Origin of the sequence: Flexivirga alba, from assembly GCF_042661025.1 — a bacterium.
Classification (GTDB): domain Bacteria; phylum Actinomycetota; class Actinomycetes; order Actinomycetales; family Dermatophilaceae; genus Flexivirga; species Flexivirga alba.
Genome location: NZ_JBHSWH010000001.1, coordinates 1,470,093 through 1,493,526, shown reverse-complemented (window position 1 = coordinate 1,493,526; position 23,434 = coordinate 1,470,093). Strand labels below are relative to the sequence as shown.

The window sequence follows — 23,434 nt, the reverse complement described above, 5'->3', positions numbered from 1 at the left end:
AGGCCCCGCAATTCGAGCTGAATTGCGGGGCCTCTCAATGCTTTCCGGGTCCTCTCGATGAAGACCGCACTCGCCGCTGTCCTACAGGCGGCCGGACTTCACGACCCGGCTGAGGAACTGCTGGGTGCGCTCCTCTTGTGGATTCTCGAAGATCTGCTGCGGCGGACCCATCTCCAGGATCGAACCTTGGTCCAGGAAGCAGACCTTGCTCGCGACCTCCTTGGCGAAGCCCATCTCGTGGGTCGCCAGCATCATGGTCAGCCCGTCGTGCGCCAGCTCACGAACGATCTCCAGCACGTCACCGACGAGCTCGGGGTCGAGCGCCGCGGTGATCTCGTCGAGCAGCATGATGCGCGGCTCCATGGCGAGTGCACGCACGATCGCCACCCGCTGCTGCTGACCACCGGACAGCATGTCCGGATAGGCACTCGCCTTCTCCGCCATACCGACCGACTCCAGCAGAGCCATCGCCTTGGCCTTGGCGTCCTTGTCCTTGACCCCTGCCACCATGGTCGGCGCCAGCATGATGTTCTTCAGCACCGACATGTGCGGGAAGAGGTTGTAGCTCTGGAAGACGATGCCGACATCGCGGCGCAACCGGTTGAGGTCGACACCGGCACCGGTGACGGTGTCACCTTCGATGAGGATCTCGCCGCCGTTGATCTGCTCCAGCTGATTGACACAACGCAACAGGGTCGACTTGCCCGACCCGGACGCGCCGATCAGGCAGACGACCTCGTGTCGCTCGACGCTGAGCGAGACACCTTTCAGGACTTCGTTGTGCCCATAGGACTTATGGACGTCGTTGATCTCCAGGAATGCCATTGCCTCAGCCACCCGCCCGCTTCGATGCATCCCGGTTGATCAGGTAGTCGACGAAGCGCGCCTGCGGGATGGTGATGATGATGAAGAAGAGCGCCGCCAAGGTGACCGGAGCCAACGTGTAGAGGTTGGATTCCCAGAGCTTGGCGACCTGCAACACCTCCGGGATTGCTGCGATGGACAACAATGCGGTGTCCTTCTGCAGGCTGATGAAATCGTTCATCAGTGGGGGGACCATCCGGCGGACGGCCTGCGGGACGAGCACGGCCCGCAGCGTCTGCGAATAGCTGAGCCCGAGCGATCGGGACGCAGCGGCCTGACTGGGATGGATCGACGCCAGACCGGCACGATAGACCTCGGCAACGTAGGCGGAATAGGTCATCGTCAACGCCACCACACCCAACCAGGCGAGGTTCCAGGTCTGGGTAAAGGTGAACGCCAACGTCGCGCCGAAGACCACCAACAGGACGGTGACGATCGCGGGAATCGCCCGGAAGACATCGCAATAGACCGTGGCAATGAGCCGCAGTGGTGCCCCGGCGCGACCGGGCAGCATCCGCATGATCGCCAGGATCAATCCGAAGATCAGCACCAGGATGAAGGAGACCACGGCAACCCAGATGTTGATCCAGAAGGCATGGATCAGCTGGTCGAAGGACTTTCGCCAGGCGTCAACGCGGAAGAACGTGTCGGCGACCGCGCCCTTGTTGGTCATCGCCACCCAGAGCACGCCGGCCACGATGATGATCGCGACCCCGTAGCCCAGCCCGATGGCTGCGTCCTCGCGACCGCGGGCGGCCGTTCGCCGGGCGGCGACGACCTGCTTGTCGCCGAGCAGCTTCGCGCGCCGGCCGGCCCCCAGGAAGCCCTGAATGGTCGGCAAGAGCGGGTAGAGCGAGGCGAGCAAGAGGATCAGGGCCACCACCGTGGAGGCCGCATTGCCGTGGTTGTAGTCCCGCAGCAATTTCACTGCGAACAACATCAGTGCGATGCCGAGAAGATCGACGACCAGGGCGATGACGGCGACTCCGGTCACCGTCGATGGCGCGCTGGGTTCCGGAGCCTGCTGGACGTCATCCCGCACGAGCGGGCGCGTGGTCATGGCCCCGGTTCCGATGCTCGGGGCTGATCAGACGACGTCACTTGACGGCCCACACCGGCACGGACGACGGGTCGCCACCGAAGGCAGGTCCGAGGTAGTCCTTGGACAGCGTCTTGAGCGTGCCGTCGTTCAGCAGAGTGGTGATGCCCTTGTCGAGCTCGGTCTCGTTGGCCGAACCCTTGGGGTAGATGGCGCCGTACTTCTCACCGGTCTTGTACTGGCCGGGCACCTCCAGTTTGTTGCCGGTCTGCTTGGCTTCCGCCAGGACGATCGCGGTGTCCAGCAGTGCGACATCCGTCTGGCCGGACAGGACACCCTGGTAGAGCGTCTGGCTGTCCGGGTAGACCTTCTGCGACTTGCACTTCAGCTTGTTCTTCAGGAAGTCCACCGAGGTCGTGCCGGAGTATGCCGCGCAGCGCTTGCCCTTGATGTTGTCGGCCGTGATGCCGGCGCCCTTCTTGGTCAGAACCCCGATGTTGGAGTCGAAGTAGGGCTTGGAGAAGTCGACGACCTTGGCGCGCTCGGGGGTGATCGAAATCTCCGCGAGCGCCAGGTCGAAGTTGGCTGTGTGGCCCGCGACCAACTGGTCGAACGAGACGGCCTTGATCGACAGCTTCTTCAGGCCGGCCATGTTGGCCAGCTCGGCGGCCATGCAGTATTCGTAGCCGTCCTTGATGGAGTCGGCAGTCGTGCCGTTCCACCAGCCCTGGGCCGGAAGGGTCGTCTCGACGGTCAGGGTGCCCGCGACGGCCGGCTTGATCTTGATCGAGTTGGCCTTGCTGGTGATCTTGCAGTTGCCGTACTTGGCGCCGCCACCGCCGCTGGCCGCGGCGGACGAGCCGCCTCCGCTCGAGCTCGAGCCACAGGCCGCGAGAGAGGCTGCGAGGGCGATCGCGCCCGTGATGCTGAGGGTACGTGTGAACGCCATGAGTGGAATTCCTTCCGGCAGGGGCAACGACCACGGCGCATGCAAAGTGCCGTGGTCCTGTGGCGCAACAGACTATTCCCGCGGCGACCCCGCTGCCGGGATTCTGCGGAAGACGTTCCCATTACGTGACCTGTCGGGGCCCCGATCCTGCATCCGGCACCAGGTGTCCGCTCAGCACCCGACAGACATGTCGGACGAAGCCGAGGAAGACGGCGCACCAAATCGCGAAGGAGAGCCACAGCTCGACGCGACCGATGTGCTCCACCCAGGGCAGCTTCTCGACCTGGCCGAGGTGCACCGACGCCACGGCATACATGCCGAGCGGGAAGACCATGCTCCAGAGACTGACGTCATACGCGAGCGAGATCCGCCGCACGAAGTGCCGCCAGCAGAAGGCCAGGATCAGCATCGGCAGCAACCACGACGCGAACGACCAGAACATCACGGTGGCGGCATCCAGGATCGGTGCGACGTTGGTCACGACCGTCGAGCCCGGGGACGCCAGGATCTCGGCGCCGGCCAGAACGGTGATCGACGCGGCGCCCATGCAGACCCAGTACGACGGAGCGAAATCTGCGTCGTAGAGCATTTCGCGCAATGCGATCAGCATGCTTTCGGCGCCATACAGAAAAACACCGACCGACCACGCGACCACCGCGAGCATGGCGAAGAGATGCTGCGCCGAGTGCAGGTGCCGTTCGAGTATGGCGGCCATCGTCGCGACGGACTGGCTGGAGACGACCCACAGGAACCACGAGCCGTTCGCGCCGCGCACCGTCGGGTGGTGCGAGCGGTCGAGCATGGTCGCCCACGGCACGGCATACCCGAGCAGTAACCAGGCGGTGAATCCGAGGATGAAGAGCACCAGGGCAAGAGTGATCATGCCGTGCGCCGATACCCCGCTGGCGAGAACGCCGGCCGCGGCCACCGAGGTGAAATAGCCGAACGCTCGCTGCGGATCGAAGAAGTCGGCCGACGCCCGGGAGGTGAACTCGACCAGTCGCCAGATGTTGAAAACCGCCAGCGCCACGAAGGCGGCTCCGGCGATCACCAACAGGATGTCGGCAAGCCAGGTCGCCCCGTCCAACCGCAGACCGGACGACACGATGCCGGTGGCCATCACCAGGGCGAAATACCCCGGGGACAAGCCTTTGACGGCTGCTCGTGTCCGACCGAGCATTCCCTCGACCACGGCCCGACGCTACCGCCGTCGGGCCGGGTTCGGGCGTGGTACGGCGGTGGCTCGCCGAAGTCAGCCGCCGGCTCAGGCGCCGAGAACTCGGTGCCAGTCGTCCAACTGTCGTTGCGCGCCGCGATCTGCGGCAGCACGGTCTCCGCCTGCTCGGCGGGCCGGTCTGCTCGTGCAGGTCGTAGCGTCTGGCGAACGGGTGAGCCATGTCGGCACCCTCACTTGTGCACATCCCCCGGGCCGCGCACGGTTGTCCACAGGGCGGCCTCTTTCGGGAGCGGCTCGAGTGCCGAAATGCCTACTGTCATCGGCATGTCCGACGACCCAGACGTAATCCGTAGCCAAGCTCGCCGCGCCGCGCGCCTGGCGACCGAGGCACGCAGCGCAGCGACCGCTGTGAGCAGCAACAGCTCGGTGAAGTGGCGCGGCCAGGGCGCTGAGCGTTACCGCAAGAAGCTGTCCGATCGGGCCACCGAGTTCCGCGACCGCGCGGACGACCTGGACCACCTGAGCCGGCTGCTCTACAGCCACGCCCGCCATGTCGAGGACCACGAGAAGCCGATCAAGGTGGTCGAAGGCATCGTGCACACCGTCGCACCGCTGTCGAGGTTCATCCCATGACTGCGACCACCGCCGATCTTGCTCAACGCACCCTCGGGATCACCGAGTCGCGGGAAATCGTTCGCCGGATCGGCGAAGGGGCGCACGCGACAATCGGTGCCAACACGCGGAGCCGGCAGCTGACGGCCCTCGCCGGGGTGACCCGCGAGGGGTTCAAGTTGTTGCTGCCCTCGGACGGCCGGTGGCGGATGATCAGCGGTCCGGCCGACCGGCTCGGCGGAGAGTTGGTCGGCCTGGTCACCACGCTCGAACGGCTCACCGGCACAGCACTCACGACAGCGCCACCTCCCGCAGTGGACATTCCACCGCTCGCACCCGGGGAGTTGCTGGCCCTCGCCGAGGTCATCCGCCAGGGCGACGGCGAGCGCCTCGAGGCCGCGCTCGACGAGCTCGAGCTGGCCGGGATGCCTTGGTGGGTCACGCAATTCGCTTGGGGAGCCGAAGCGGTCCTGACGTTGCGGCTGACCGGCGAGGGCATCGCCGGATTCGCGACGATGCTGCACCTGATGCCCGGCGGGTGGGGCTGCCTGCAGGCCGATCCCGAGGACGACCTGACGTTCCACCCGATGACGACGATCGAGGTGCAGGCGCGAGTCAGTGCCTTCGCGGACCTACTTCAGGAGTGCTCATGGTGACGACTGCCCCAGCCCCACAGTGCAAGGTCTCCGGCGGGTCCGGCTCGACCGAGGCCCACTTCCTCGGCATGCGCCTAACCGCGACCCGACTGGACGGCTGCGGCGACGACGCGACGCACCTGTGCGGCGCAGTGGTGACGATCGGCTTGGCGCTGCCCCGCAAGAGCGCGATCCTGTCGCCGGGGTCGGCAATCGCGATCACCACCCAGATCGCGTCGTTGACGCTGCACCTCGGTGCGCTGGCGCTGCGGATGGAGTTCGTCGCGCGCACGCTGCGGTGGAGCGCAGCGGCATACGAGCTGGCCGACGCAACACAACGTGCGGCCTTCGCTGCCATCAATATCGCTACGACCCCGGAGCGGCTGTATGTCGATGCGGTGACATCCGCGGGCAAGTCGCTGCTGGAGACCCGGCCACCACAGAAGGGGCCAACCGTTCTGGACGATCTGAAGGGCTATGGCGCCGCCTTCGGCGGCAATTTCGCCAAGGAATTTGGGGAGGATGTCGAGGACGACCCCGCACTGGTCGACGGAACGGTCGCGTGGACGAGCTTCTTCGTGGCCGCGGCGGGCAGGTCCGGTGTCACTCGGCAATTGGGACTGGGTACGGCCCCCTCGGATTTCGAGGGCCAGATCGCGTGGATTCTCGCCAACGGCAGGCGAAAGGGATACGTGATGGACTCGAAACCGTTGAGTGTCAAGGAAACCGGGAAGTCGAAGCGACCCGCCAAACGCCGAGAACTCGGCGACATCGTCGGCGAAGCGGCGGACACCGAGCACCAGTCCAACTCTGATCACTCCGTGGTGCACGTGCGACGGGTAGTCGGGGCCGATGGTAAGGGCGCCTGGGTCGTGGCGATTCCCGGAACGTCCCACTGGAACATGCACAGTGACCACGGCCCTTCCGCCACTGCCGCCAATCTGGCCAGCATGGCCGGCACGGGCTCCTCGCTCTACCCGGCGATCGGCAAGGCCGTCGGTGCGGCGATGAAGGAGGCCGGCGTGGCGCCAGGCAGCGAGCCGGTGATGCTGACCGGACACAGCCAGGGCGGCATCGTCGCCGCCCGGCTCGCCGCCGACCACCACTTCCGCGACAAGTTCGACGTCACGGAGGTTGTCACCGCGGGCTCGCCGATCGCCCGGATCGCGATACCGAAGAGCGTCAACGTGCTGTCAGTGGAGAACATCCACGATCCGGTGCCGCGAGCGGACGGCATGCCCAACCCGGACACCACCAACCGGACCAACATCGTCTGCGAGACGCCCAAGGGCGAGAAACTGAATGGCCTGGTCGATGCACACGACGCGTCCCGCTACACCCGATCCGCGGGCGAGCTCACGCCGGAGCGGAGCGAGGGGCAACTCTCGGACTGGTACACCCGCAACCACAGGTTCCTCGACGGCAAGGACACCGACTTCACCTTCCAGCTGCGACGGAACTGAACCGGACCAGGAGAGGAGCAGGAGGGAGCTTCGTGGGGTGAGCTCATGCCGGGTCGAGCGCGTTGGGATCCGACTCGGTCATGGCTCCTTCGAACTGCGACATGTAGAGCCGGTGATAGGCGCCCTCCGCCGCGAGCAAGCCCTCGTGGTCGCCTTGTTCGACGATGTGGCCGTCTTCCATGACCAGGATCGTGTCGGCGTCGCGGATCGTCGAAAGCCGGTGTGCGATCACGAAACTCGTGCGGTCGGACCGGAGCGCCGACATGGCTTCCTGCAACAACACCTCGGTGCGGGTGTCCACTGACGAGGTCGCCTCGTCGAGGATCAGCATGGCCGGGTCGGCCAGGAACGCCCGCGCGATCGTGATCAGCTGACGCTCGCCGACCGAGACACCCGAGCCCTCCTCGTCGATGACCGTGTCGTAACCGTCCGGCAGTGACTTCACGAACCGGTCGACGAACGTCGCCTCCGCCGCGGCGTGGATCTCTGCCTCGGTGGCGTCCATCCGGCCGTAGGCGATGTTCTCCCGGATGGTGCCGTGGAAGAGCCAGGCGTCCTGCAACACCATGCCGATCCGGGAGCGCAGGTCCTGCCTGCTGATCGTCGTGATGTCCTGCCCGTCGATCAGGATGCGCCCGGAGTCGATCTCGTAGAAGCGCATGACGAGGTTGACCAACGTCGTCTTGCCTGCACCGGTCGGGCCGACGATCGCGACGGTCTGGCCGGGATCGACAGCGAGCGAGAGGTCCTCGATCAGCGGCTGCTCCGGCGAGTAGCCGAAGTCGACGTGCTCGAACTCCACGGCTCCGCGGGTCGGCGCCATCGGCGCGTTCTCCTCCGGACGCTGCTCCGGGGCGTCGAGCACCTCGAAGACGCGTTCGGCGCTCGCGACCCCGGACTGCATGAGATTGACCATCGATGCCATCTGGGTGAGCGGCTGGGTGAACTGCCGCGAATACTGCACGAACGCCGTCACGTTACCGAGTGTCATCGAGCCGTTCGCGACCTGCAGGCCACCGAGCACACACACCACGACGTACTGCAGGTTGCCGACGAACATCATGATCGGCATCACCAAGCCACTGACGAACTGCGCTCGCCAGCTGACGGTGGTGAGCTCGTCATTGGTGTGGTCGAACTTCGCGTCGACCTCGCGCTGCCGCCCGAACACCTTGACCAGTTCGTGGCCGGAGAAGGTCTCTTCGATCTGCGCGTTGAGTGCGCCGGTGTGGCCCCACTGAGCGATGAAGAGCTTCTGCGAGCGCTTCATCACCTGACGAGTCACCAGCAACACGACCGGTATGGCGAACATCGCGACAAGCGTCAGCCACCAGGAGATGGTGAGCATCATCACGATGACACCGATCACCGTGAGGCCGTTGACCAGCAACTGGCTGATCGTCTGCTGCATCGACTGACCGATGTTGTCGATGTCGTTGGTGAGGCGCGACAGCAGCTCCCCGCGCGGCTGACCGTCCAGATAGCTCAACGGCACCTTGTTGATCTTGGCCTCGACGTCCTTGCGCAGAGTGTTCATGGTGTCCTGGACGACGCGGTTGAGCAGGCGCGCCTGGACGAACTGGAACGCCCCGGCAAACAGGTAGAGGCACAGCACCACCACCAGGATGCGACCGAGCCCCCGAAGTCGATGCCGACGCCGGGCACCACGTCCATCCCGGACACCATGTCCGCGAACGTGCCCTGCCCGTGGTCGCGCAACATCTGCACGACCTGCTGTTTGCTCTGCCCGTGCGGCAACTGCGAGCCGACCGCACCCGAGTAGATCTTGTCGACCGCCTTGCCGAGGACCTTCGGGCCGACGACGTTCAGCGCGACGGCGGCAAGGGTCAGCACGATGATCAGGATCAGCGTCGGCCGGTGCGGTGTCAGCCGCCCCAGCAGGCGCTTCGCGGAGCCGCTGAAGTCCTTGGACTTCTCCGCCATACCCACGCCCATGTGCGGGCCGCCTCCCCGGCGGATGGGCTTGGCGGCTTGGTTCGCGGGCGGCGCCGCGGGTGCTGCCGGTGCCGGCGCCGCAGCTGATTTCTTCGCCATCACGCGGCCTCCTCTCCGGTGCCGCCTTGGGACGCAACGATCTCGCGGTATTCCTCGCAGGACATCAACAACTCGTCATGTGGGCCGGCGCCGACCACGTGCCCGTCGTCGAGCACCAGGATCTTGTCGGCGTTGCGGATCGTCGAAACCCGTTGGGCGACAATGAAAACCGTCGCCTCGCGCACGTGCGGGGCGAGGGCTTCGCGCAGGCGTCGGTCGGTGGCGAGGTCGAGCGCCGAGAACGAGTCGTCGAAGAGGTAGATGCGGGGTTGCGCCACCAGCGCACGAGCGATGCACAGTCGTTGCCGCTGACCGCCGGACACGTTGGTTCCGCCCTGCGTCACCGCTGCCTCGAGACCGCCGTCCATCCGCTCGACGAAGTCGCGAGCCTGCGCGACCTCGAGCGCCTGCCAGAGTTGCTCGTCGGTGGCATCGGGGTTGCCGTAGCGCAGGTTGCTCGCCACGGTGCCCGAGAAGAGGTATGCCTTCTGCGGCACGATCCCGACGTGCCCCCACAGCAGTTGCGGATCGAGGTCGCGCACGTCGACACCGTCGACCCGGACCGTGCCGGATGTTGTGTCGAAAAGTCGCGCGATGAGCGACAGCAGGGTGGATTTTCCGGAACCCGTCGAGCCGATGATCGCCACGGTCTGGCCGGGCTCGGCGCGCAGGTCGACGTCCCGCAGCACGGGAGTGTCGGCGCCGGGATACTGCATGGTCGCGCGGTCCAGCTCGACGATGCCGCGCACCCGCGCAGGAGTCACCGGCTCCGCGGGTGGTCGCACGGACGGCTCAGTGCCGACCACTTCGGTGATCCGCTCCGCCGCGACGGAGGCACGCGGGATCATCATGAACATGAAGGTCGCCATCATCACCGACATCAGGATCTGGATCAGGTAGGTCATGTACGCCGACAAGGACCCGATCTGCACGTCGCCGCGCGCGACCTGATGGCCACCGAACCACCAGACGCCGATGGTCGACAGGTTCATGACCGTGATGACCATCGGGAACATGATCATCATCAAGCTGCCGACCCTGGTGGAGATCTCCGTCAAGCTGTCAGTCGCGGCGTCGAAGCGTCGCTCCTCGTAGGGCTCGCGGGTGAACGCCCGGATCACTCGCACACCCGAAAGGTGCTCGCGCATCACCCGATTGACGACGTCGATGCGCTTCTGGACCAGCCGGAAGCCGGGGACCATCCTGCGGACAACCGATCCGACTGCCACACCGAGCACGATCACCGCGATGAGCACCAGCCAGGAAAGACCGGCGTCCTGACGCAGCGCCATGATCACGCCGCCGACCATCATGATCGGCGCACCGACCATCAGGGTGCAGCTCATCAGCACCAGCGTCTGCACCTGCTGGACGTCGTTGGTGCTGCGAGTGATCAGCGACGGAGCACCGAACTGGTTCATCTCCCGAGCGGAGAAGCGGCCGACCGAGCGGAAGATCGCGGCGCGGGTGTCGCGACCGAAGAACATCGCGATCCGTGCGCCGAAGTAGGCCGCGCCGATCGACCCCACGACCTGCACCAGCGAGACGATGAGCATCAAGCCACCGGTGCTCCAGATGATGCCGGTGTTGCCCTTGGTCACACCTTTGTCGATGATGTCGGCGTTCAGTGTCGGCAGGTAGAGATTCGCTCCGACATTGATGAGTTGCAACAGCACCAGCCCGAGAAGCAGCCCGCTGTATGGCGCGAGCCGGTCCCGGATCAGCTTGAAGAGCATCTACTTTCCCCGAATCTGCTGTGTTTTTAAGTCTTCTCGCTTGATGACGCCGTAGAGAACGGCGTGGACGATCTCCGGAGGCGACAGGACATGACCGTCGTTGATGTGCCTGTGGCTTCCACTGAAGGTGAGCAACCGCAGCAGCCGGGTAACTTCCGGGACGGGTAGGCGCAACTGGTCGGCATACGGATCGATCAGCCGCCGCACGCAGGACCCGATCTCATCTTCTTGGCGCTTCTGCCGTTGTGCGTCGCGGAAGCGCTCGGGCGGTCCGAGCATGCTGAAGGCCCCCATGATGTCGAAGATCTCTTGGAACCTCGTCTGCAGCAGACCCACGACCTCGATCATCACGCTCTCCAAGCCGGTGCCGCCATCGATTTTCTCCAGGCCGTCGTGCAAGGAGCGCGAGTCGAACGTCCGGTCGATGACTGCGTCGAAGAACGCGTCCTTGTTGGCGAAGACCCGGAAGATGGTGCCCTCTGCGACCCCTGCCGCCTCGGCGATCTGCCGCGTCGTCGGCAGTGTATGGCGCTCCCGAATGACGCCGATTGCCGCTTGGATCAACGCTTCTCGGCGCTCCTGTGGGGGCAGCGGCGCAGCACGCACGCTCCCCCGCGTCGTCTTCGAAGCAGTCATGACTGGCACGATAACACAACTGAGTGAGTGCTCACTCAGTCATTTTCAACCAGCCGAAGAAGCGTCGGCCGCTCCCCTTGCGAGGAACGGCCGACAGCAAACGGATCGGGTGTCGGTCAGCCGAGGCCGTTGTCCGACACGAACTGCTTGGCGACGGTCGATGCGTCCTTGTGGTCGACCTGCACCTCCTTGTCCATGGCCGCGAGGTTTGCGGTGGTGAGCTTGGCCTGCACGGCGTTGATCACCGACTGCACCTGCGCGGACGCCTTCGACTTACTGATCAACGGCACGACGTTGTCGCTGCCGAAGACGTGCTTCGGGTCCTGCAACGTGACGAATCCATCGGCCTTGATCGACGGGTCGGTCGTGAAGATGTTCGCGGCCTGCGCTTGGCCGTTCTTCAGCGCCTGCGCGATCGCGGTGCCCTGCAGACCTCGGAAGCTCTTGGGCACCAGGTTGTATTTCTTCTTCAGGCCGATCAGGCCCTGTTCGCGCTTCTGGAACTCCGGTGGCGCGGCGAACGTCACTTCGCTGGAATGCTTGGCCAGATCGGCGATCGTCTTCAGGCCCCACTTGTCGGCGGTCTCCTTGGTGACCGTGACCGAGTTGGAGTCTTCTGCTGCCGCGGGGTTCAGAACGATCTCACCGCTGGGCAGCTTCATCTTCAGCGCGGCGAGGACCTCGGAGGTCGCGGTCTGGGTCGCCGAGGTGTTGTAGAAGGTGAGCAGCGAGTAGGCGTATTCGGGGACGAGGTCGATCGAACCCTGTTGAAGCGCCTTGAGATAGACCTCGCGAGCGCCGATCGGGTCACCGGTGGTGGCCTTGAGGCCCTTGGCGTTGAGGGCGGCGGCATAGATCTGCGCGATGAGTTCCGACTCGGGGAAGTTCGCGGCCCCTACGTGGATGGTGCCGGCTTTGGCGGTGCCGCTCGGCACGCTGCTGGCCGAGCCAGAGCCGGAGCTGAGCGGGTTGCTGCTGCCTCCGCCGCATGCGGCGAGCGCCAGCGTCGCGGCGATGCCCAGGGCGGTCGCTGAAAGTGTGCGCTTCATGATGGTTCCTCATCTCGGTTTTGGGATCGGAAGTTCAGGCGGCATGCGCTGATTCGGCTGCCGCAGTGCGCTGCTTACGACGGGACTCGCCCGTCGCGTGCAGGCCGCCGGGAACGCTGAGTTGCTGTATGACGGCGAGGACGCCGTCGACAACCAGGGCGAGCGCGGTGACCAGGATCGCCCCGCCGGCCATCTGTGCGTAGTCGCTGTTGGCCAGCCCGTCGATCAGGTAGCGACCGAGGCCGCCGACGCTGATCGCCGCGGCGATCGTCGCCGTGGCGATGATCTGCAGGGCCGCGCTGCGCACGCCGGAGAAGATCAGTGGCAGGGCGCACGGCACCTCGACACCCGTCAGCACCTGACGGCCGCTCATGCCCATGCCGTATGCCGCATCGCGTGCCGCCGGATCGACTTCGCTGACACCGCTGTAGGCACCGGCCAGCAGCGGAGGTATGGCGAGAATGACCAGCACGATGATCGTGGGCACGAGGTATGCCGAGTCCCCGGTCAGGCGGGACACGAACCACATGGCCACCACGAAGAGCAGGCCGAGGCTCGGAATCGCTCGAAAGGCGTTGGCAACAGCGATGATCCATTTGCCTTTGCCGGTGTGACCGATCAGTGCACCGATCGGCAGCGCGATCAGCGCCGCGATGAGGAGGCTTTCGCCGGAATACTGCAGGTGCTCCAGCAGCCGGTGGGTGATGCCGGTGTCGCCCTGCCAGTTCGCGCCGTCGGTCAACCAGCGCCATACGGACCCGATCATCAGGACACCACCCGTTGCCACGGCGTCAGGAGCCGGGTGATCAGTTGGATCACCAGGTCGAAGATCAGCGCCAGCACGAGGCACGCGACGACACCGGTCCAGACCTCCGCCCAGTAGGTGGTCTGATAACCGTCGGTGAGGTAGAAGCCCAGCTGCCGGATGCCGAGCAGCGCGGCGACGCTGACGATGGCGACGTTGCTCACTGCGGCGACCCGTAGCCCCGCCGAGATGACCGGCACGGCGAGCGGCAGCTCGACCCCGAAGAAACGGCGAATCGGGGTGTAGCCCATGGCAATTGCCGCTTGAGTGGTCTCCTCGGAGACCGCCCCGAGAGCGTCGGCGACGGTGCGCACCAGCAGGGCCAGCGTGTAGACGGTCATCGCGACGATGACATTGGTTGGGGACGTGATTTTGGTCTTGATGATCAGCGGCATCAGCACGAAGAGAGCCAGCGACGGGATCGTGTAGAGCAGGCTCGAACCGCCGACGAGGATCACCCGCAGCCACGTCGCCCGGCGTGCCAGCCAGCCGAGCGGCAGCGAGATGAGCAGACCGATGACCAGCGGGAAGCCGGCCAGCCACGCGTGCTGGATGCCTCTGCTGATGATGTCCGACCAGTGGTCCTGGATGAAGGAGATCATGAGTCGCTACTTGTCCACCGACACATCGCCCTGTTGGGGCGCGATGTCCGCCTCGTCGACCTCCGGGCGATCGGTGGCTTCGATGGCCTGCAGCACCTGGTGGGCTCGGACGGTGCCGAGCAGCCTGCCGTCGTCGTCGGCGATGACTCCGCGACGGCTCGGTGACGACAACGCGGCGTCGAGTGCCGAACGCAGCGGGCCGGACGCGCGGGCGACGGTGCCGCCGCGGTGCAGCATCGCCGGCTCAATGGGTGCGGCGATCACCGTCGGCTGGATCCAGCCGACCGGACGCCCGTCGTCCACGACGAGCAACCACTCGTCCCGCGTTGCCGCGCGCGCCTGCTCGGGCGTCGTGCCGAGCGGCACCGTCGGCTCGCTGGCCAGCGGCAGCGGTGGTGTCTCGGCGAAGGTCAGCGCGCGGTATCCGCGATCCCGGCCGATGAAGTCGGCCACGAAATCGTCGATCGGATGGGCGAGCAGGTATGCCGGATCGGCCAGCTGCGCGAGCTTGCCGCCGACCCGCATGACCACGATCTGATCCCCGAGCTTCAGTGCCTCGTCGATGTCATGCGTGACGAAGACGATCGTCTTGCCGAGATCGCGTTGCAGCCGGAGAAACTCATCCTGGAGTTGCTCTCGCACGACCGGGTCCACCGCGCTGAACGGCTCGTCCATCAGCATCACCGGCGGGTCGGCGGCCAACGCCCGCGCCACTCCCACGCGCTGCTGCTGACCTCCCGACAACTGCGAGGGCCACCGGTCCGCGAAGTCGCCCGGCAGCCCCACGAGGTCGAGCACTTCACGCGCCCGCTCGCGGGCCCGCGCCTTGGGCGTGCCGAGTAGCTGCGGCACCGTGGCGACGTTGTCGACGACCCGCTTGTTCGGGAACAGCCCGGCGTGCTGGATGACGTAACCGATGCCGCGGCGCAGCTTGGCTGCGTTGAACGATTGAACGTCCTCGTCATCGATGTAGATGTGCCCGCCGGTGGGCTCGATCATGCGGTTGATCATCCGCAGTGATGTCGTCTTGCCGCAGCCGGACGGCCCCACCAGGACGGTGATCTGGCCGGTCGGCGCCTCGAAGGAAAGGTTGTCGACGGCTGTCGCGCCGCCGGCATACTGCTTGACCACCTGCTCGAAGCGGATCATGGTCAACAAACGTAGTGCAGGCCACCGACAGGGACCGAACCCGATCCGGTGAAATCTTCAGGAAAGCAACGTCTCCGCCAGGAATTGGGTCGTATGACGGTGCCACGCCCGCGCTTTGAGCAGCATCGCGTGCGCATCCGGCAGCTGCACACTGCGCGCGTCGCCGCCGGCCTGCACGATCAGCTCGGCAAGTCGGGCGCTCTTGCGTGGGTCGGTGATGACGTCCTTGCGGCCGTGCAGCAGCAGAGTGTGCCGGTCGAGGAACGGCGCGACGTCGTACTGCTGGGGGATCCAGGGCGCCATACCGACGATGCTCGTGACACCGTCGGCGCCGGCCAGCTCCAGGGCGACCCGGCCGCCCATCGAGTGACCGACCAGCGCCACAGGGGTGTCGGGGTAGAGCTCGCGCAGCCGAGCCAGCGCCCATCGGGCATCCACGACCGGAGATCGCGCATCGTCGTTGTAACCGCGCACGGCGTCACGCAGCACCGCAGTCCCGATCCGACCCTGTGCGCTGCGCTCGATGCTGCGGGCGACGGCGACCATGCGCAGCACCGGCGGACTCACCTTGTTGGTCCGCCCGAGGCCGTGCTCGGCACCCCCGTGCAACAGCAAGGCGATCGCGTCGGGGCGCCGCCTGCCGTCCGGCAGGGTGAGAAAGGGTGCGCACCGTCGTGCGACGGGCCGACCTCGTAGCGGGACATCACACCTCGGTGTGATGGAAGTTGGCGTAGGACCGGCTGGCGGTCGGGCCGCGCTGGCCCTGATAGTGCGAGCCGTATTTAGCGCTGCCATAAGGGTTTTCGGCCGGGCTGCTGAGCTGGAAGAAGCACAGCTGCCCGATCTTCATGCCCGGCCACAGCTTGATCGGCAGGGTCGCGACGTTGGACAGCTCGAGGGTCACGTGCCCGGAGAAGCCCGGGTCGACGAAGCCGGCCGTCGCGTGCGTCAGCAGGCCGAGCCGGCCCAGGCTGGATTTGCCCTCGACCCGCGCGGCGACGTCATCGGGCAACGTCACCTGTTCGTATGTCGAGCCGAGCACGAACTCGCCGGGGTGCAGCACGAAGGGCTCGCCCGACTCGGTCTCGATCAACCGGGTCAGCTCCTCCTGCTCGGCGGCCGGGTCGATGAAGGGGTACTTGTGGTTGTCGAACAGCCGGAAGTAGCGGTCCAGCCGGAAGTCGATGCTCGAGGGCTGGATCATCGTCTCGTCATACGGGTCGAGGCGCACGCGGCCGGCGTCGATCTGGGCGCGGATGTCGCGGTCGGAGAGGAGCACGAGGGTCACGGTACCGGGCAGGCGCTTGCGCCGGTGGCGGACGCTGTGGGTTAGACTCCTGCCGGTCCGAGCGAGAGCCATTTGGCCGCCGCCCGAGGCACGCGAGTGTAGTTCAATGGTAGAACATCAGCTTCCCAAGCTGAATACGCGAGTTCGATTCTCGTCACTCGCTCTTAGCCTTTCTGGCTCGGCTCCTCCTGGCGCCCGCATTGGCTTCGGCTCGCCGCGCGTCCGACACGTCATACCTCTCTCGCCATACCCCTCTCGCCATACCCCTCTCGCCCTGAGCGTGCACCCGGCCGTATTGCCGAGAGGACACCCGTTGGTCGAGAGGACACCCGATGCGGCCCATTTCGGGCTCGAATTGCCTGTCCTTTCGGCGATCGCCTGTCCTCTCGGCGATTGGGGCTCGTGGGCGGTGCTCCTCCGGCACTCGACCACCTTGGCTCCGTACTCCGGCACTCGACGACCTCGGTGCCGACACGCCGCCACTTCCGTGCCATGCCACCCCATTTCGGCGTCATTCCGCCGATTTGACATCTCTGGAATTACAGGCGTGCAACTACAGCATGTTGGGTCTTGGCAAACCAACCACCACTAGATAGTGTGTGTCTTGCAGCTGGTTCGAGTGCTTCAGCCGCCGCTTGACGACGGCTGAAGCACCCGAGGAAAGAGGGAAGTCGGTGCAAATCCGACACTGCCCCCGCAGCGGTGAGTGAGGACGAACGTCGTCATCAGCACTGGGTGAGAGCCCGGGAAGCGACGACCAGTAGGTGTGCGTCTCGCACGGAGTCACGAGTCCGAAGACCTGCCACTGCCCTGTCCGCGCACCCGCGGGCGGGTCCGACCGCAGCCCGCGCGGGAAGGGCTGACGAACGAGCGGCGGCGAGCCACGTGCCCGCGTGCGCTGCCCGCTCGCCGTCCTCCTCGCCGGGCCACTGCGAGGAAAGACGGGAGACACCGCACGTGGCCATACACGTCACCAAGCGCGACGGATCACGCGAGCCGTATGACGCAGACCGCATCAACCGGGCGATCGAGCGGGCCGCTGAGGGCCTACCGAATGCCATGTCGATGACCATGCAGATCGCCTCGGAGCTGGCAATCACGCTCTTCGACGGCATCACCACCGAACAACTCGACGAGGCTGCCATCTCGGTCGCGGTGCAGAACGTCAAGGACGACCCCGACTTCGACGTCATCGCGTCCCGCCTGCTGTTGAAGACGATCTACAAGAAGGTGCTCGGCGACTTCGAGACGCAGTCCGAGCTCGCGCTGCTGCACCAAGCCCGCTTCCCCGGCTACATCCGCCTGTCGGTCGAGGACGGTCTCTTCGACGCTCGCCTCGCGTCTGCCTTCAACCTGGAGCAGCTGGCCGCGGCCCTCGACCACCATCAGGATGACGGGCTTCGCTACATCGGCATCGTCACTCTCAAAAACCGTTACATGGCAACGGATTCCAGGCGCCAGCCGCTCGAGGTCCCGGCATACTTCTGGATGCGGGTCGCGATGGGTATGTCGGTCAACGAGAAGGATCCGACCCAGGCCGCCATCGGCTTCTACCGGAAGATGGCATCGCTGGACTACCTCGCTGCCGGCTCCACACTCGTCAACGCGGGCACCAACACACCTCAGTTGTCCAACTGCTTCGTGATGCAGATGGATGACGACATCGAGCACATCGCCAAGTCGATGCGAGACGTCATGTGGCTGACCAAAGGCACTGGTGGCATTGGCCTTTCGGTCACCAAGCTGCGGTCCGAGGGCAGCCCGATCCGGAGCAACAACACGTCCTCGACCGGCCCGATCCCCTTCATGCACACCATCGACTCGATCCTGCGCGCCGTCTCCCGCGGCGGCAAGAAGTTCGGCGCCCTGTGCTTCTACATGGAGAACTGGCACCTGGACTTCCCGCAGTTCATCGACTTACGGCAGAACGCCGGCGACCCCTACCGGCGCACCCGGACCGCGAACACCGCAGTCTGGTTGTCCGACGAATTCATGAAGCGAGTCGTCGCCGACGACGACTGGTATCTCTTCGACCCGCTCGAGACACCGGACCTGGTCGAGCTGGTCGGTGACGACTTCTCCCGCCGTTACAAGGAGTATGTCGCCCTCGCCGAGACCGGAAAGCTGCGCTCCTTCAAGAAGATTCGCGCTCGCGCGCAGTGGAAGTCGATCCTCGTCTCGCTGCAAACGACCTCGCACCCCTGGCTCACGTGGAAGGACACGATCAACCAGCGGGCGCTGAACGACAACACCGGCACGATCCACCTGTCGAACCTGTGCACCGAGATCACCCTCCCGCAGGACCGCGAGAACGTGTCGGTCTGCAACCTGGCCTCGATCAACCTCTCCCGCCACTTGGTAGATGGCGAGTGGGACTGGGATCGCCTCGCCGAGTCCGCGCGCACGGCGGTGCGACAGCTCGACAACCTGATCGACATCACCCGCTCGTCGGTGCCGGAGTCGGAGCACTCCAATGACCAGAACCGCGCAATCGGCTTGGGGTTCATGGGATTCACCGACGTCGTCGAGAAGCTCGGCCTCTCCTATGCGTCCGAAGAAGCCGCAGATCTGATCGATCAGCTCGCCGAGTTCATCAGCTGGCATGCGATCGACGCATCCTGCGATCTGGCCCAGGAGCGCGGCGCCTATCCGAATTTCGCGGGATCCGGCTGGTCCCGCGGCCTGGTGCCGATCGACACCCTCGAGGTGCTGCAGCAGCGCCGCGGAGTCGAGGTCGACGTGCCACGCACCACCCGGATGGATTGGGATGCGCTGCGTGGACGGGTCAAGGACGGCATACGCAACGCGACGTTGATGGCTATTGCGCCGACTGCGTCCATCGGTCTGGTCGCCGGGACGACTCCCGGTCTGGATCCGCAGTTCTCCCAACTATTTTCACGTACCACGTCATCCGGGAAGTTCCTGGAGGTCAACCGGAACCTGGTGGCCGCACTGCAGGAGCGCGGCTTGTGGGACTCGATCCGAGAAGACCTGTTGCGCTCGCGCGGCGATCTGTCGGCCGTGCCCAACGTGCCGGACGACCTACTGGAGGTCTTCCAGACCTCCTTCCAGTTGCCGGCGACGGCATACCTGCAGGTCGCGTCACGGGCGCAGAAGTGGATCGACCAGGCGATCAGCCGCAACATCTACCTCGAGTCGCGTGACATCGGCGGGATGAGCGATCTGTATGTCGACGCCTGGCGCAAGGGCGTGAAGACCACCTACTACCTGCACATGAAGCCGCGCCACAAGGCCGAGCAGTCGACGGTCAAGGTCAACAAGGCCGTCGAAAGTGGCCATTCCGGAAGCGGATTCGGCTTTGCGCGACGGGCGGCAGCACCTGCGGCAGCTACCCCGGCCATGCAGCCGGAGCCTGTCGCGGTCGTTGAAGTTCCTACTCCGGCACCAGTCGTCGTGGCAGAAGCGCCCGCCGATGCCGTGTTCGAAGAAAGTTTCGTCTGCCCGACCGACCCCCAGGAACTGTTGAACTGCGAGGCTTGCCAATGACATCCACCACTTCGGACACCCAGTCATCGATCCTCGGCACCGGCATACAGGACGGCCTGCTGCTGAAGCCGATCCGCTACCAGTGGGCGTACGACCTCTACAACCAGGCGGTTGCCAACACGTGGTTCCCGCACGAGATCCAGCTCGGCGAGGACCTCGGTGACTTCGAGCGGATGACCGACGAGGAGCGCCACGCGGTCACCTTCCTGATGAGCTACTTCAACCCCAACGAGTTGCTCGTCAACAAAGCACTGGCCTTCGGCGTCTACCCGTATGTCGGAGCACCCGAGGCGCACCTCTACCTCGCCAAGCAGATGTGGGAGGAGGCTAACCACTGCATGGCCTTCGAGTACGTCCTGGAAACCTTCCCCATCGACCGCAGCGAGGCGTATGCCGCGCACGTCGACATACCGTCGATGGCGGCCAAGGAGGAGTTCGAGGTCCGCTACATCCAGCGGATGGCGGAGCAGACGCTGGACATCACGACCACTGAGGGTAAGCGCGACTTCGTGCGCAACCTGGTTGCGTACAACGTTGTGCTGGAAGGAATTTGGTTCTACAGCGGCTTCATGGTGGCGCTGAGTTTCCGGCAGCGGAACCTGCTGCGCAACTTCGGGTCGCTGATCGACTGGATCGTGCGCGACGAGTCGCTGCACCTGAAGTTCGGGATGAACCTCATCCTCACGGTGCTGGAGGAGAACCCCGATCTGCAGACGCAGGAGTTCGCAGAGGAGATCCAGCAGATGATCTTCGACGCGGTCGAGATGGAGGAGCAGTACAACCGGGACCTGCTCCCCCGCGGCATCCTCGGCCTCAATGCCGACTACATCAACACCTACGTCCGCTACCTGGCCGACCGCCGCCTGGAGGAGCTCGGCTTCGGACCGCACTGGGGCGTCAGCAATCCGGCGAAGTGGATGGCGACCGCCAACGACACTCTCGAGCTGGTCAACTTCTTCGAGTCGATCAACACCAGCTACGAGGTGGACGCGCAAGCGGGTTCATAGTGTGTCCGTGGTGACATCGGATCGCTCCATGCGGCGCGCGAGGTCACGGCCTCGCGCGCCGCGCGGACCGGGCGCTGCGGGTTCGCGCCTGCTCCGGCTCGGTCCGGCGTTCGTTGCCGCCATTGCGTATGTCGACCCGGGCAACATCGCCACCAACACGACCGCCGGGTCGCGCTACGGCTTCGGACTGTTGTGGGTGGTGCTGCTCGCAGTCGCGGCGGCTGGCCCGGTGCAATACCTGTCGGCGAAACTCGGTGCAGTCACTGGCAAGTCGATGGCACTGGTCCTGAGCACACGCCTGAACCCCTCGTCACGGGTGCTGTATTGGCTGCAGGCCGAAGGCGTCGCGGTCGCCACCGACCTCGCCGAAGTGGTCGGTGCTTCCATCGCACTGCACCTGCTCTTCGGTATGCCGATGTGGTGGGGCGCCATCGTCACGGCTGTCGCCGGCGGCGCGTTGATGGTGATCCGCGACCGGGTCGGCGAGCGCGGCTTCCAACTGATCATGGTGCTCGGGCTCGCAGTCATCGGTGCGGGATTCATCCTCGGCGTCCTGATGGGACCGGCACCTGCGGGGTTCGACATACGACCGCAGTTGCACGACCAGCAGATGGTGCTGCTCGCCACGGGCATCGTCGGCGCCACCGTGATGCCACACGCGATCTACTTGCACTCGGCGCTCACCACGAGTCAACTGGGCAGCATCCGTCGGCGGTTGCGGGACAACCGGCTCGACGTCACGCTCGCCATGCTGGTGGCCGGCACGGTGAACGTGTCGATGCTGGTGCTCGGTGCCACCGCGCTGCGCGGCCATCGTGACGAGGACTTCGGCGCCCTCGCACACGCCCTGGCCGACCGGGTCGGTGACGGCGCTCGGATTGGTTTCATCCTTGCTCTACTTGTCAGCGGCGTGACCTCGACCGCGGTCGGCATCCGATCCGGCGAGGTCGTCATGGCGGGGCTGCTGCGTCGCCGAGTGCCGATGCTGGCCCGCCGGGTGGTCGTGCTGATCCCCGCTGTCGTATTGCTGGCTCTCGAAGTCCCGGCGGTCGATCTGCTGGTGTGGTCGCAGGTCGCGCTGGCACTCGGCCTCCCACTGGCGCTGATCCCTCTCGTACTTCTCACGTCATCCGCGTCGGTCATGGGCGAGCAGGTGAATCGCCGCGCCATGACGCTCGTCTGCTGGATCATCACGTCGGCAGTCGTTGCTCTCGACGTGGCGCTGCTCGTCATACCGCTCACCGGTGTGTGACAGTCTCGGATCATGACAACCGCAGCCGAAGAGCCGACCCCGCGCCGTCGCGGACGGCCCGGCAAGGACCAGGCGACCGTGCTGCGTGAGGCGATCGAGCTGTTCAACCTGCAGGGATATGACGCCACCAGCATGGGCGATCTCGCCGCTCGCCTCGGATTCACCAAATCCGCTCTCTACCACCATGTTCCGAGCAAGGAACACCTGCTGCAGCGGGCCTTGGACGAGGCACTCGACGGGCTGTCAGAGGTCGTCGCGGCGGCACAGGCCGATACATCCGCGACCGCGCTCGAACGCCTCCGCCGCGCGATAAGGAACAGTGTCGACCTGTTGATCGATCACCTTCCGGCGGTCACTCTCCTGCTGCGGGTCCGCGGCAACAGTCCGGCCGAGCTGGCCGCACTGAAGCGGCGGCGTGAGTTGGACGCTCAGCTCGCACAACTGGTTGCCGAAGCCGCGGCCGAGGGCGGCATACGCACCGACATACCCCCGGACCTGATCAGCCGGCTGCTCTTCGGGATGGTCAACTCGCTGACCGAGTGGGTGCGGCCGAGTGGCCGGATCAGTCCGGACACGATTGCGGATGCGTTGACAGCCATGGCTTTCGAGGGCCTCCTCGCGCACTGAGCCGGCTCAGGAGAGCTCGACCTGTTTCGGGAAGACCTCCGCGAGGACCGACCGGCAGGCGTCGATCGCGGGCGTGTCGACGCTGGAGCGCCGGACCGAGGTGAAGACCGAGCGGCGAGGTGCCTCGGGCAGCTCGATCAGGCGCGCATCCGGTCGCCTCCGCACCAGCATCAACTCCGGAATGACCGCGACGGCGCTGCCCGACTCGATGAGCGCGATGTGCGCCTCCAGATCATCGGTCTCGAAACGCACGTCCGGCTCGAATCCGGCCTGTCGGCAGAGCTGTTCGGCCCAGTGACGGGATGCCGCACCGTAGGGCTCCATGACCCAGGGCAGGGCGCGGACGTCCTCGATCGAGCCGATGTGGTCCCAGTCATCGCCGGCCGGCACCACGAGCCGGAGTGCATCCGTGGTCAACGGGACGCGGTCGAGCGCCGGGTAGCGCGGCGCGGCGTGGTTGGGGTACTGCTCGGCAATCACCAGGTCGAACTCGTGCGCCGCTGTTTCGCGCAGGCCCTCCTCGGGCTCGCGTTGCGACATGGTGACGCGCAGGCGGGGATGCCGGGTGGCCAGCTCGGCGAGTAGTCGAGGCATGAAGGCGACTGCCGCCGATTGGAAGACCGCGATCCGCAGCGTGCCGGAGGCCTCCCCGGACACTCCGACGGCAGCGCTCTCCGCTTCCTCAAGTTGGCTGAGGATGCGCTCGGTGTGCTCCACCAGCACCTCGGCTGCGGGCGTCAGCTCCAGCCGCCGGCCGCTCTTGCGCAGCAGCGGCACACCGACTTCGCGCTCCAGCTGACTCAGCTGCTGGGAGATCGATGACGGGCTCAGGTGCAGCACTTCGGCGACTTCGGCGATGGTGCCGCGACCGCTCAACTCGCGGAGCAGCCGCAGTCTTCGGACTTCGAGCACACTTTACGATATCCGAACGATATGCATCGGAAAACATCGCTTTACCCGAAGGGATGAAGGCTCGATACTC

Annotated in this window: 20 protein-coding genes, 1 tRNA gene, 1 pseudogene and 1 riboswitch; of the genes and pseudogenes, 8 read left to right on the top strand and 14 right to left on the bottom strand. The window is 65.6% G+C overall.

The window, feature by feature from the left end:
• Positions 1-81: 81 nt before the first annotated feature.
• The 4 genes from ACFQDH_RS07215 to ACFQDH_RS07200 all read right to left on the bottom strand — a co-directional run bounded on the left by ACFQDH_RS07215 (position 82) and on the right by ACFQDH_RS07200 (position 4,044).
• Positions 82-837, bottom strand: coding sequence for an amino acid ABC transporter ATP-binding protein (locus ACFQDH_RS07215; protein ID WP_382399861.1), 756 nt, complete (start codon positions 835-837; stop codon positions 82-84).
• Positions 830-1,924: an amino acid ABC transporter permease gene (locus ACFQDH_RS07210; RefSeq protein WP_382399860.1), complete on the bottom strand. Its 1,095-nt coding sequence runs from the start codon at positions 1,922-1,924 to the stop codon at positions 830-832. Before ACFQDH_RS07210 ends, ACFQDH_RS07215 begins: the two co-directional genes overlap by 8 nt.
• A gap of 37 nt (positions 1,925-1,961) precedes the next feature.
• Positions 1,962-2,852 (bottom strand): ABC transporter substrate-binding protein, encoded by an 891-nt coding sequence (locus ACFQDH_RS07205; protein WP_382399858.1) that lies wholly within the window; start codon positions 2,850-2,852, stop codon positions 1,962-1,964.
• 121 nt (positions 2,853-2,973) lie between these two features.
• Positions 2,974-4,044, bottom strand: coding sequence for a tellurite resistance/C4-dicarboxylate transporter family protein (locus ACFQDH_RS07200; protein WP_382399856.1), 1,071 nt, complete (start codon positions 4,042-4,044; stop codon positions 2,974-2,976).
• A gap of 309 nt (positions 4,045-4,353) precedes the next feature.
• Here ACFQDH_RS07200 and ACFQDH_RS07195 point away from each other — a divergent pair, with 309 nt between their 5' ends.
• The 3 genes from ACFQDH_RS07195 to ACFQDH_RS07185 are packed head-to-tail and all read left to right on the top strand — an operon-like array spanning position 4,354 to position 6,739.
• Positions 4,354-4,662: a hypothetical protein gene (locus ACFQDH_RS07195; protein ID WP_382399854.1), complete on the top strand. Its 309-nt coding sequence runs from the start codon at positions 4,354-4,356 to the stop codon at positions 4,660-4,662.
• Positions 4,659-5,297, top strand: coding sequence for a hypothetical protein (locus ACFQDH_RS07190; RefSeq protein ID WP_382399852.1), 639 nt, complete (start codon positions 4,659-4,661; stop codon positions 5,295-5,297). The genes ACFQDH_RS07195 and ACFQDH_RS07190 overlap by 4 nt, the downstream gene beginning before the upstream one ends.
• Positions 5,291-6,739, top strand: a complete 1,449-nt coding sequence (locus tag ACFQDH_RS07185; protein WP_382399850.1) for an alpha/beta hydrolase family protein — start codon at positions 5,291-5,293, stop codon at positions 6,737-6,739. The genes ACFQDH_RS07190 and ACFQDH_RS07185 overlap by 7 nt, the downstream gene beginning before the upstream one ends.
• 43 nt (positions 6,740-6,782) lie before the next feature.
• On the opposite strand, the pseudogene ACFQDH_RS07180 reads toward ACFQDH_RS07185, so the two are convergent.
• The 9 genes and pseudogenes from ACFQDH_RS07180 to dcd all read right to left on the bottom strand — a co-directional run bounded on the left by ACFQDH_RS07180 (position 6,783) and on the right by dcd (position 16,050).
• Positions 6,783-8,794, bottom strand: a pseudogene (locus tag ACFQDH_RS07180) (ABC transporter ATP-binding protein).
• The gene (locus tag ACFQDH_RS07175) at positions 8,794-10,530 is read right to left on the bottom strand and encodes an ABC transporter ATP-binding protein (RefSeq protein ID WP_382399848.1); all 1,737 of its coding nucleotides are present in this window, start codon (positions 10,528-10,530) and stop codon (positions 8,794-8,796) included. Before ACFQDH_RS07175 ends, ACFQDH_RS07180 begins: the two are co-directional and overlap by 1 nt.
• Positions 10,531-11,166, bottom strand: coding sequence for a TetR/AcrR family transcriptional regulator (locus ACFQDH_RS07170; RefSeq protein WP_382399846.1), 636 nt, complete (start codon positions 11,164-11,166; stop codon positions 10,531-10,533).
• A gap of 116 nt (positions 11,167-11,282) precedes the next feature.
• Positions 11,283-12,215: an ABC transporter substrate-binding protein gene (locus tag ACFQDH_RS07165; protein WP_382399844.1), complete on the bottom strand. Its 933-nt coding sequence runs from the start codon at positions 12,213-12,215 to the stop codon at positions 11,283-11,285.
• Positions 12,216-12,249: 34 nt separating this feature from the next.
• Positions 12,250-13,002 carry an ABC transporter permease gene (locus ACFQDH_RS07160; RefSeq protein WP_382399842.1) on the bottom strand — a complete coding sequence of 251 codons (753 nt, stop codon included), beginning with the start codon at positions 13,000-13,002 and terminating at the stop codon, positions 12,250-12,252.
• A complete protein-coding gene (locus ACFQDH_RS07155) occupies positions 12,981-13,619 on the bottom strand; it encodes an ABC transporter permease (RefSeq protein WP_382404827.1) in 639 nt (212 codons plus the stop codon). Before ACFQDH_RS07155 ends, ACFQDH_RS07160 begins: the two co-directional genes overlap by 22 nt.
• 9 nt (positions 13,620-13,628) lie before the next feature.
• Positions 13,629-14,771, bottom strand: coding sequence for an ABC transporter ATP-binding protein (locus tag ACFQDH_RS07150; protein ID WP_382399840.1), 1,143 nt, complete (start codon positions 14,769-14,771; stop codon positions 13,629-13,631).
• Positions 14,772-14,828: 57 nt separating this feature from the next.
• Positions 14,829-15,566 (bottom strand): alpha/beta hydrolase family protein, encoded by a 738-nt coding sequence (locus ACFQDH_RS07145; RefSeq protein WP_465253875.1) that lies wholly within the window; start codon positions 15,564-15,566, stop codon positions 14,829-14,831.
• Complete coding sequence (gene dcd / locus ACFQDH_RS07140; protein ID WP_382399836.1) at positions 15,475-16,050, bottom strand: dCTP deaminase; 576 nt, start codon at positions 16,048-16,050, stop codon at positions 15,475-15,477. The genes ACFQDH_RS07145 and dcd overlap by 92 nt, the downstream gene beginning before the upstream one ends.
• 101 nt (positions 16,051-16,151) lie before the next feature.
• Here dcd and ACFQDH_RS07135 point away from each other — a divergent pair.
• The 5 genes from ACFQDH_RS07135 (at position 16,152) to ACFQDH_RS07115 (ending at position 22,452) form a co-directional block, all read left to right on the top strand.
• Positions 16,152-16,222: transfer RNA gene (locus tag ACFQDH_RS07135), tRNA-Gly, on the top strand.
• Between the two features lie 435 nt (positions 16,223-16,657).
• A riboswitch (cobalamin riboswitch) is annotated at positions 16,658-16,880 on the top strand.
• A gap of 136 nt (positions 16,881-17,016) precedes the next feature.
• On the top strand, positions 17,017-19,566 hold the full coding sequence (locus ACFQDH_RS07130; RefSeq protein ID WP_382399834.1) for a ribonucleoside-diphosphate reductase subunit alpha: 2,550 nt from the start codon (positions 17,017-17,019) through the stop codon (positions 19,564-19,566).
• Entirely contained in the window at positions 19,563-20,573 is a 1,011-nt protein-coding gene (locus tag ACFQDH_RS07125; RefSeq protein ID WP_382399832.1) for a ribonucleotide-diphosphate reductase subunit beta, read from the top strand. The genes ACFQDH_RS07130 and ACFQDH_RS07125 overlap by 4 nt, the downstream gene beginning before the upstream one ends.
• 7 nt (positions 20,574-20,580) lie before the next feature.
• Positions 20,581-21,825: an Nramp family divalent metal transporter gene (locus tag ACFQDH_RS07120; RefSeq protein WP_382399830.1), complete on the top strand. Its 1,245-nt coding sequence runs from the start codon at positions 20,581-20,583 to the stop codon at positions 21,823-21,825.
• A 12-nt stretch (positions 21,826-21,837) separates the two neighbouring features.
• Positions 21,838-22,452, top strand: coding sequence for a TetR/AcrR family transcriptional regulator (locus ACFQDH_RS07115; protein ID WP_382399828.1), 615 nt, complete (start codon positions 21,838-21,840; stop codon positions 22,450-22,452).
• Positions 22,453-22,458: 6 nt separating this feature from the next.
• On the opposite strand, the gene ACFQDH_RS07110 is transcribed toward ACFQDH_RS07115, so the two are convergent.
• Positions 22,459-23,364 (bottom strand): LysR family transcriptional regulator, encoded by a 906-nt coding sequence (locus ACFQDH_RS07110; RefSeq protein WP_382399826.1) that lies wholly within the window; start codon positions 23,362-23,364, stop codon positions 22,459-22,461.
• Positions 23,365-23,434: the final 70 nt, after the last annotated feature.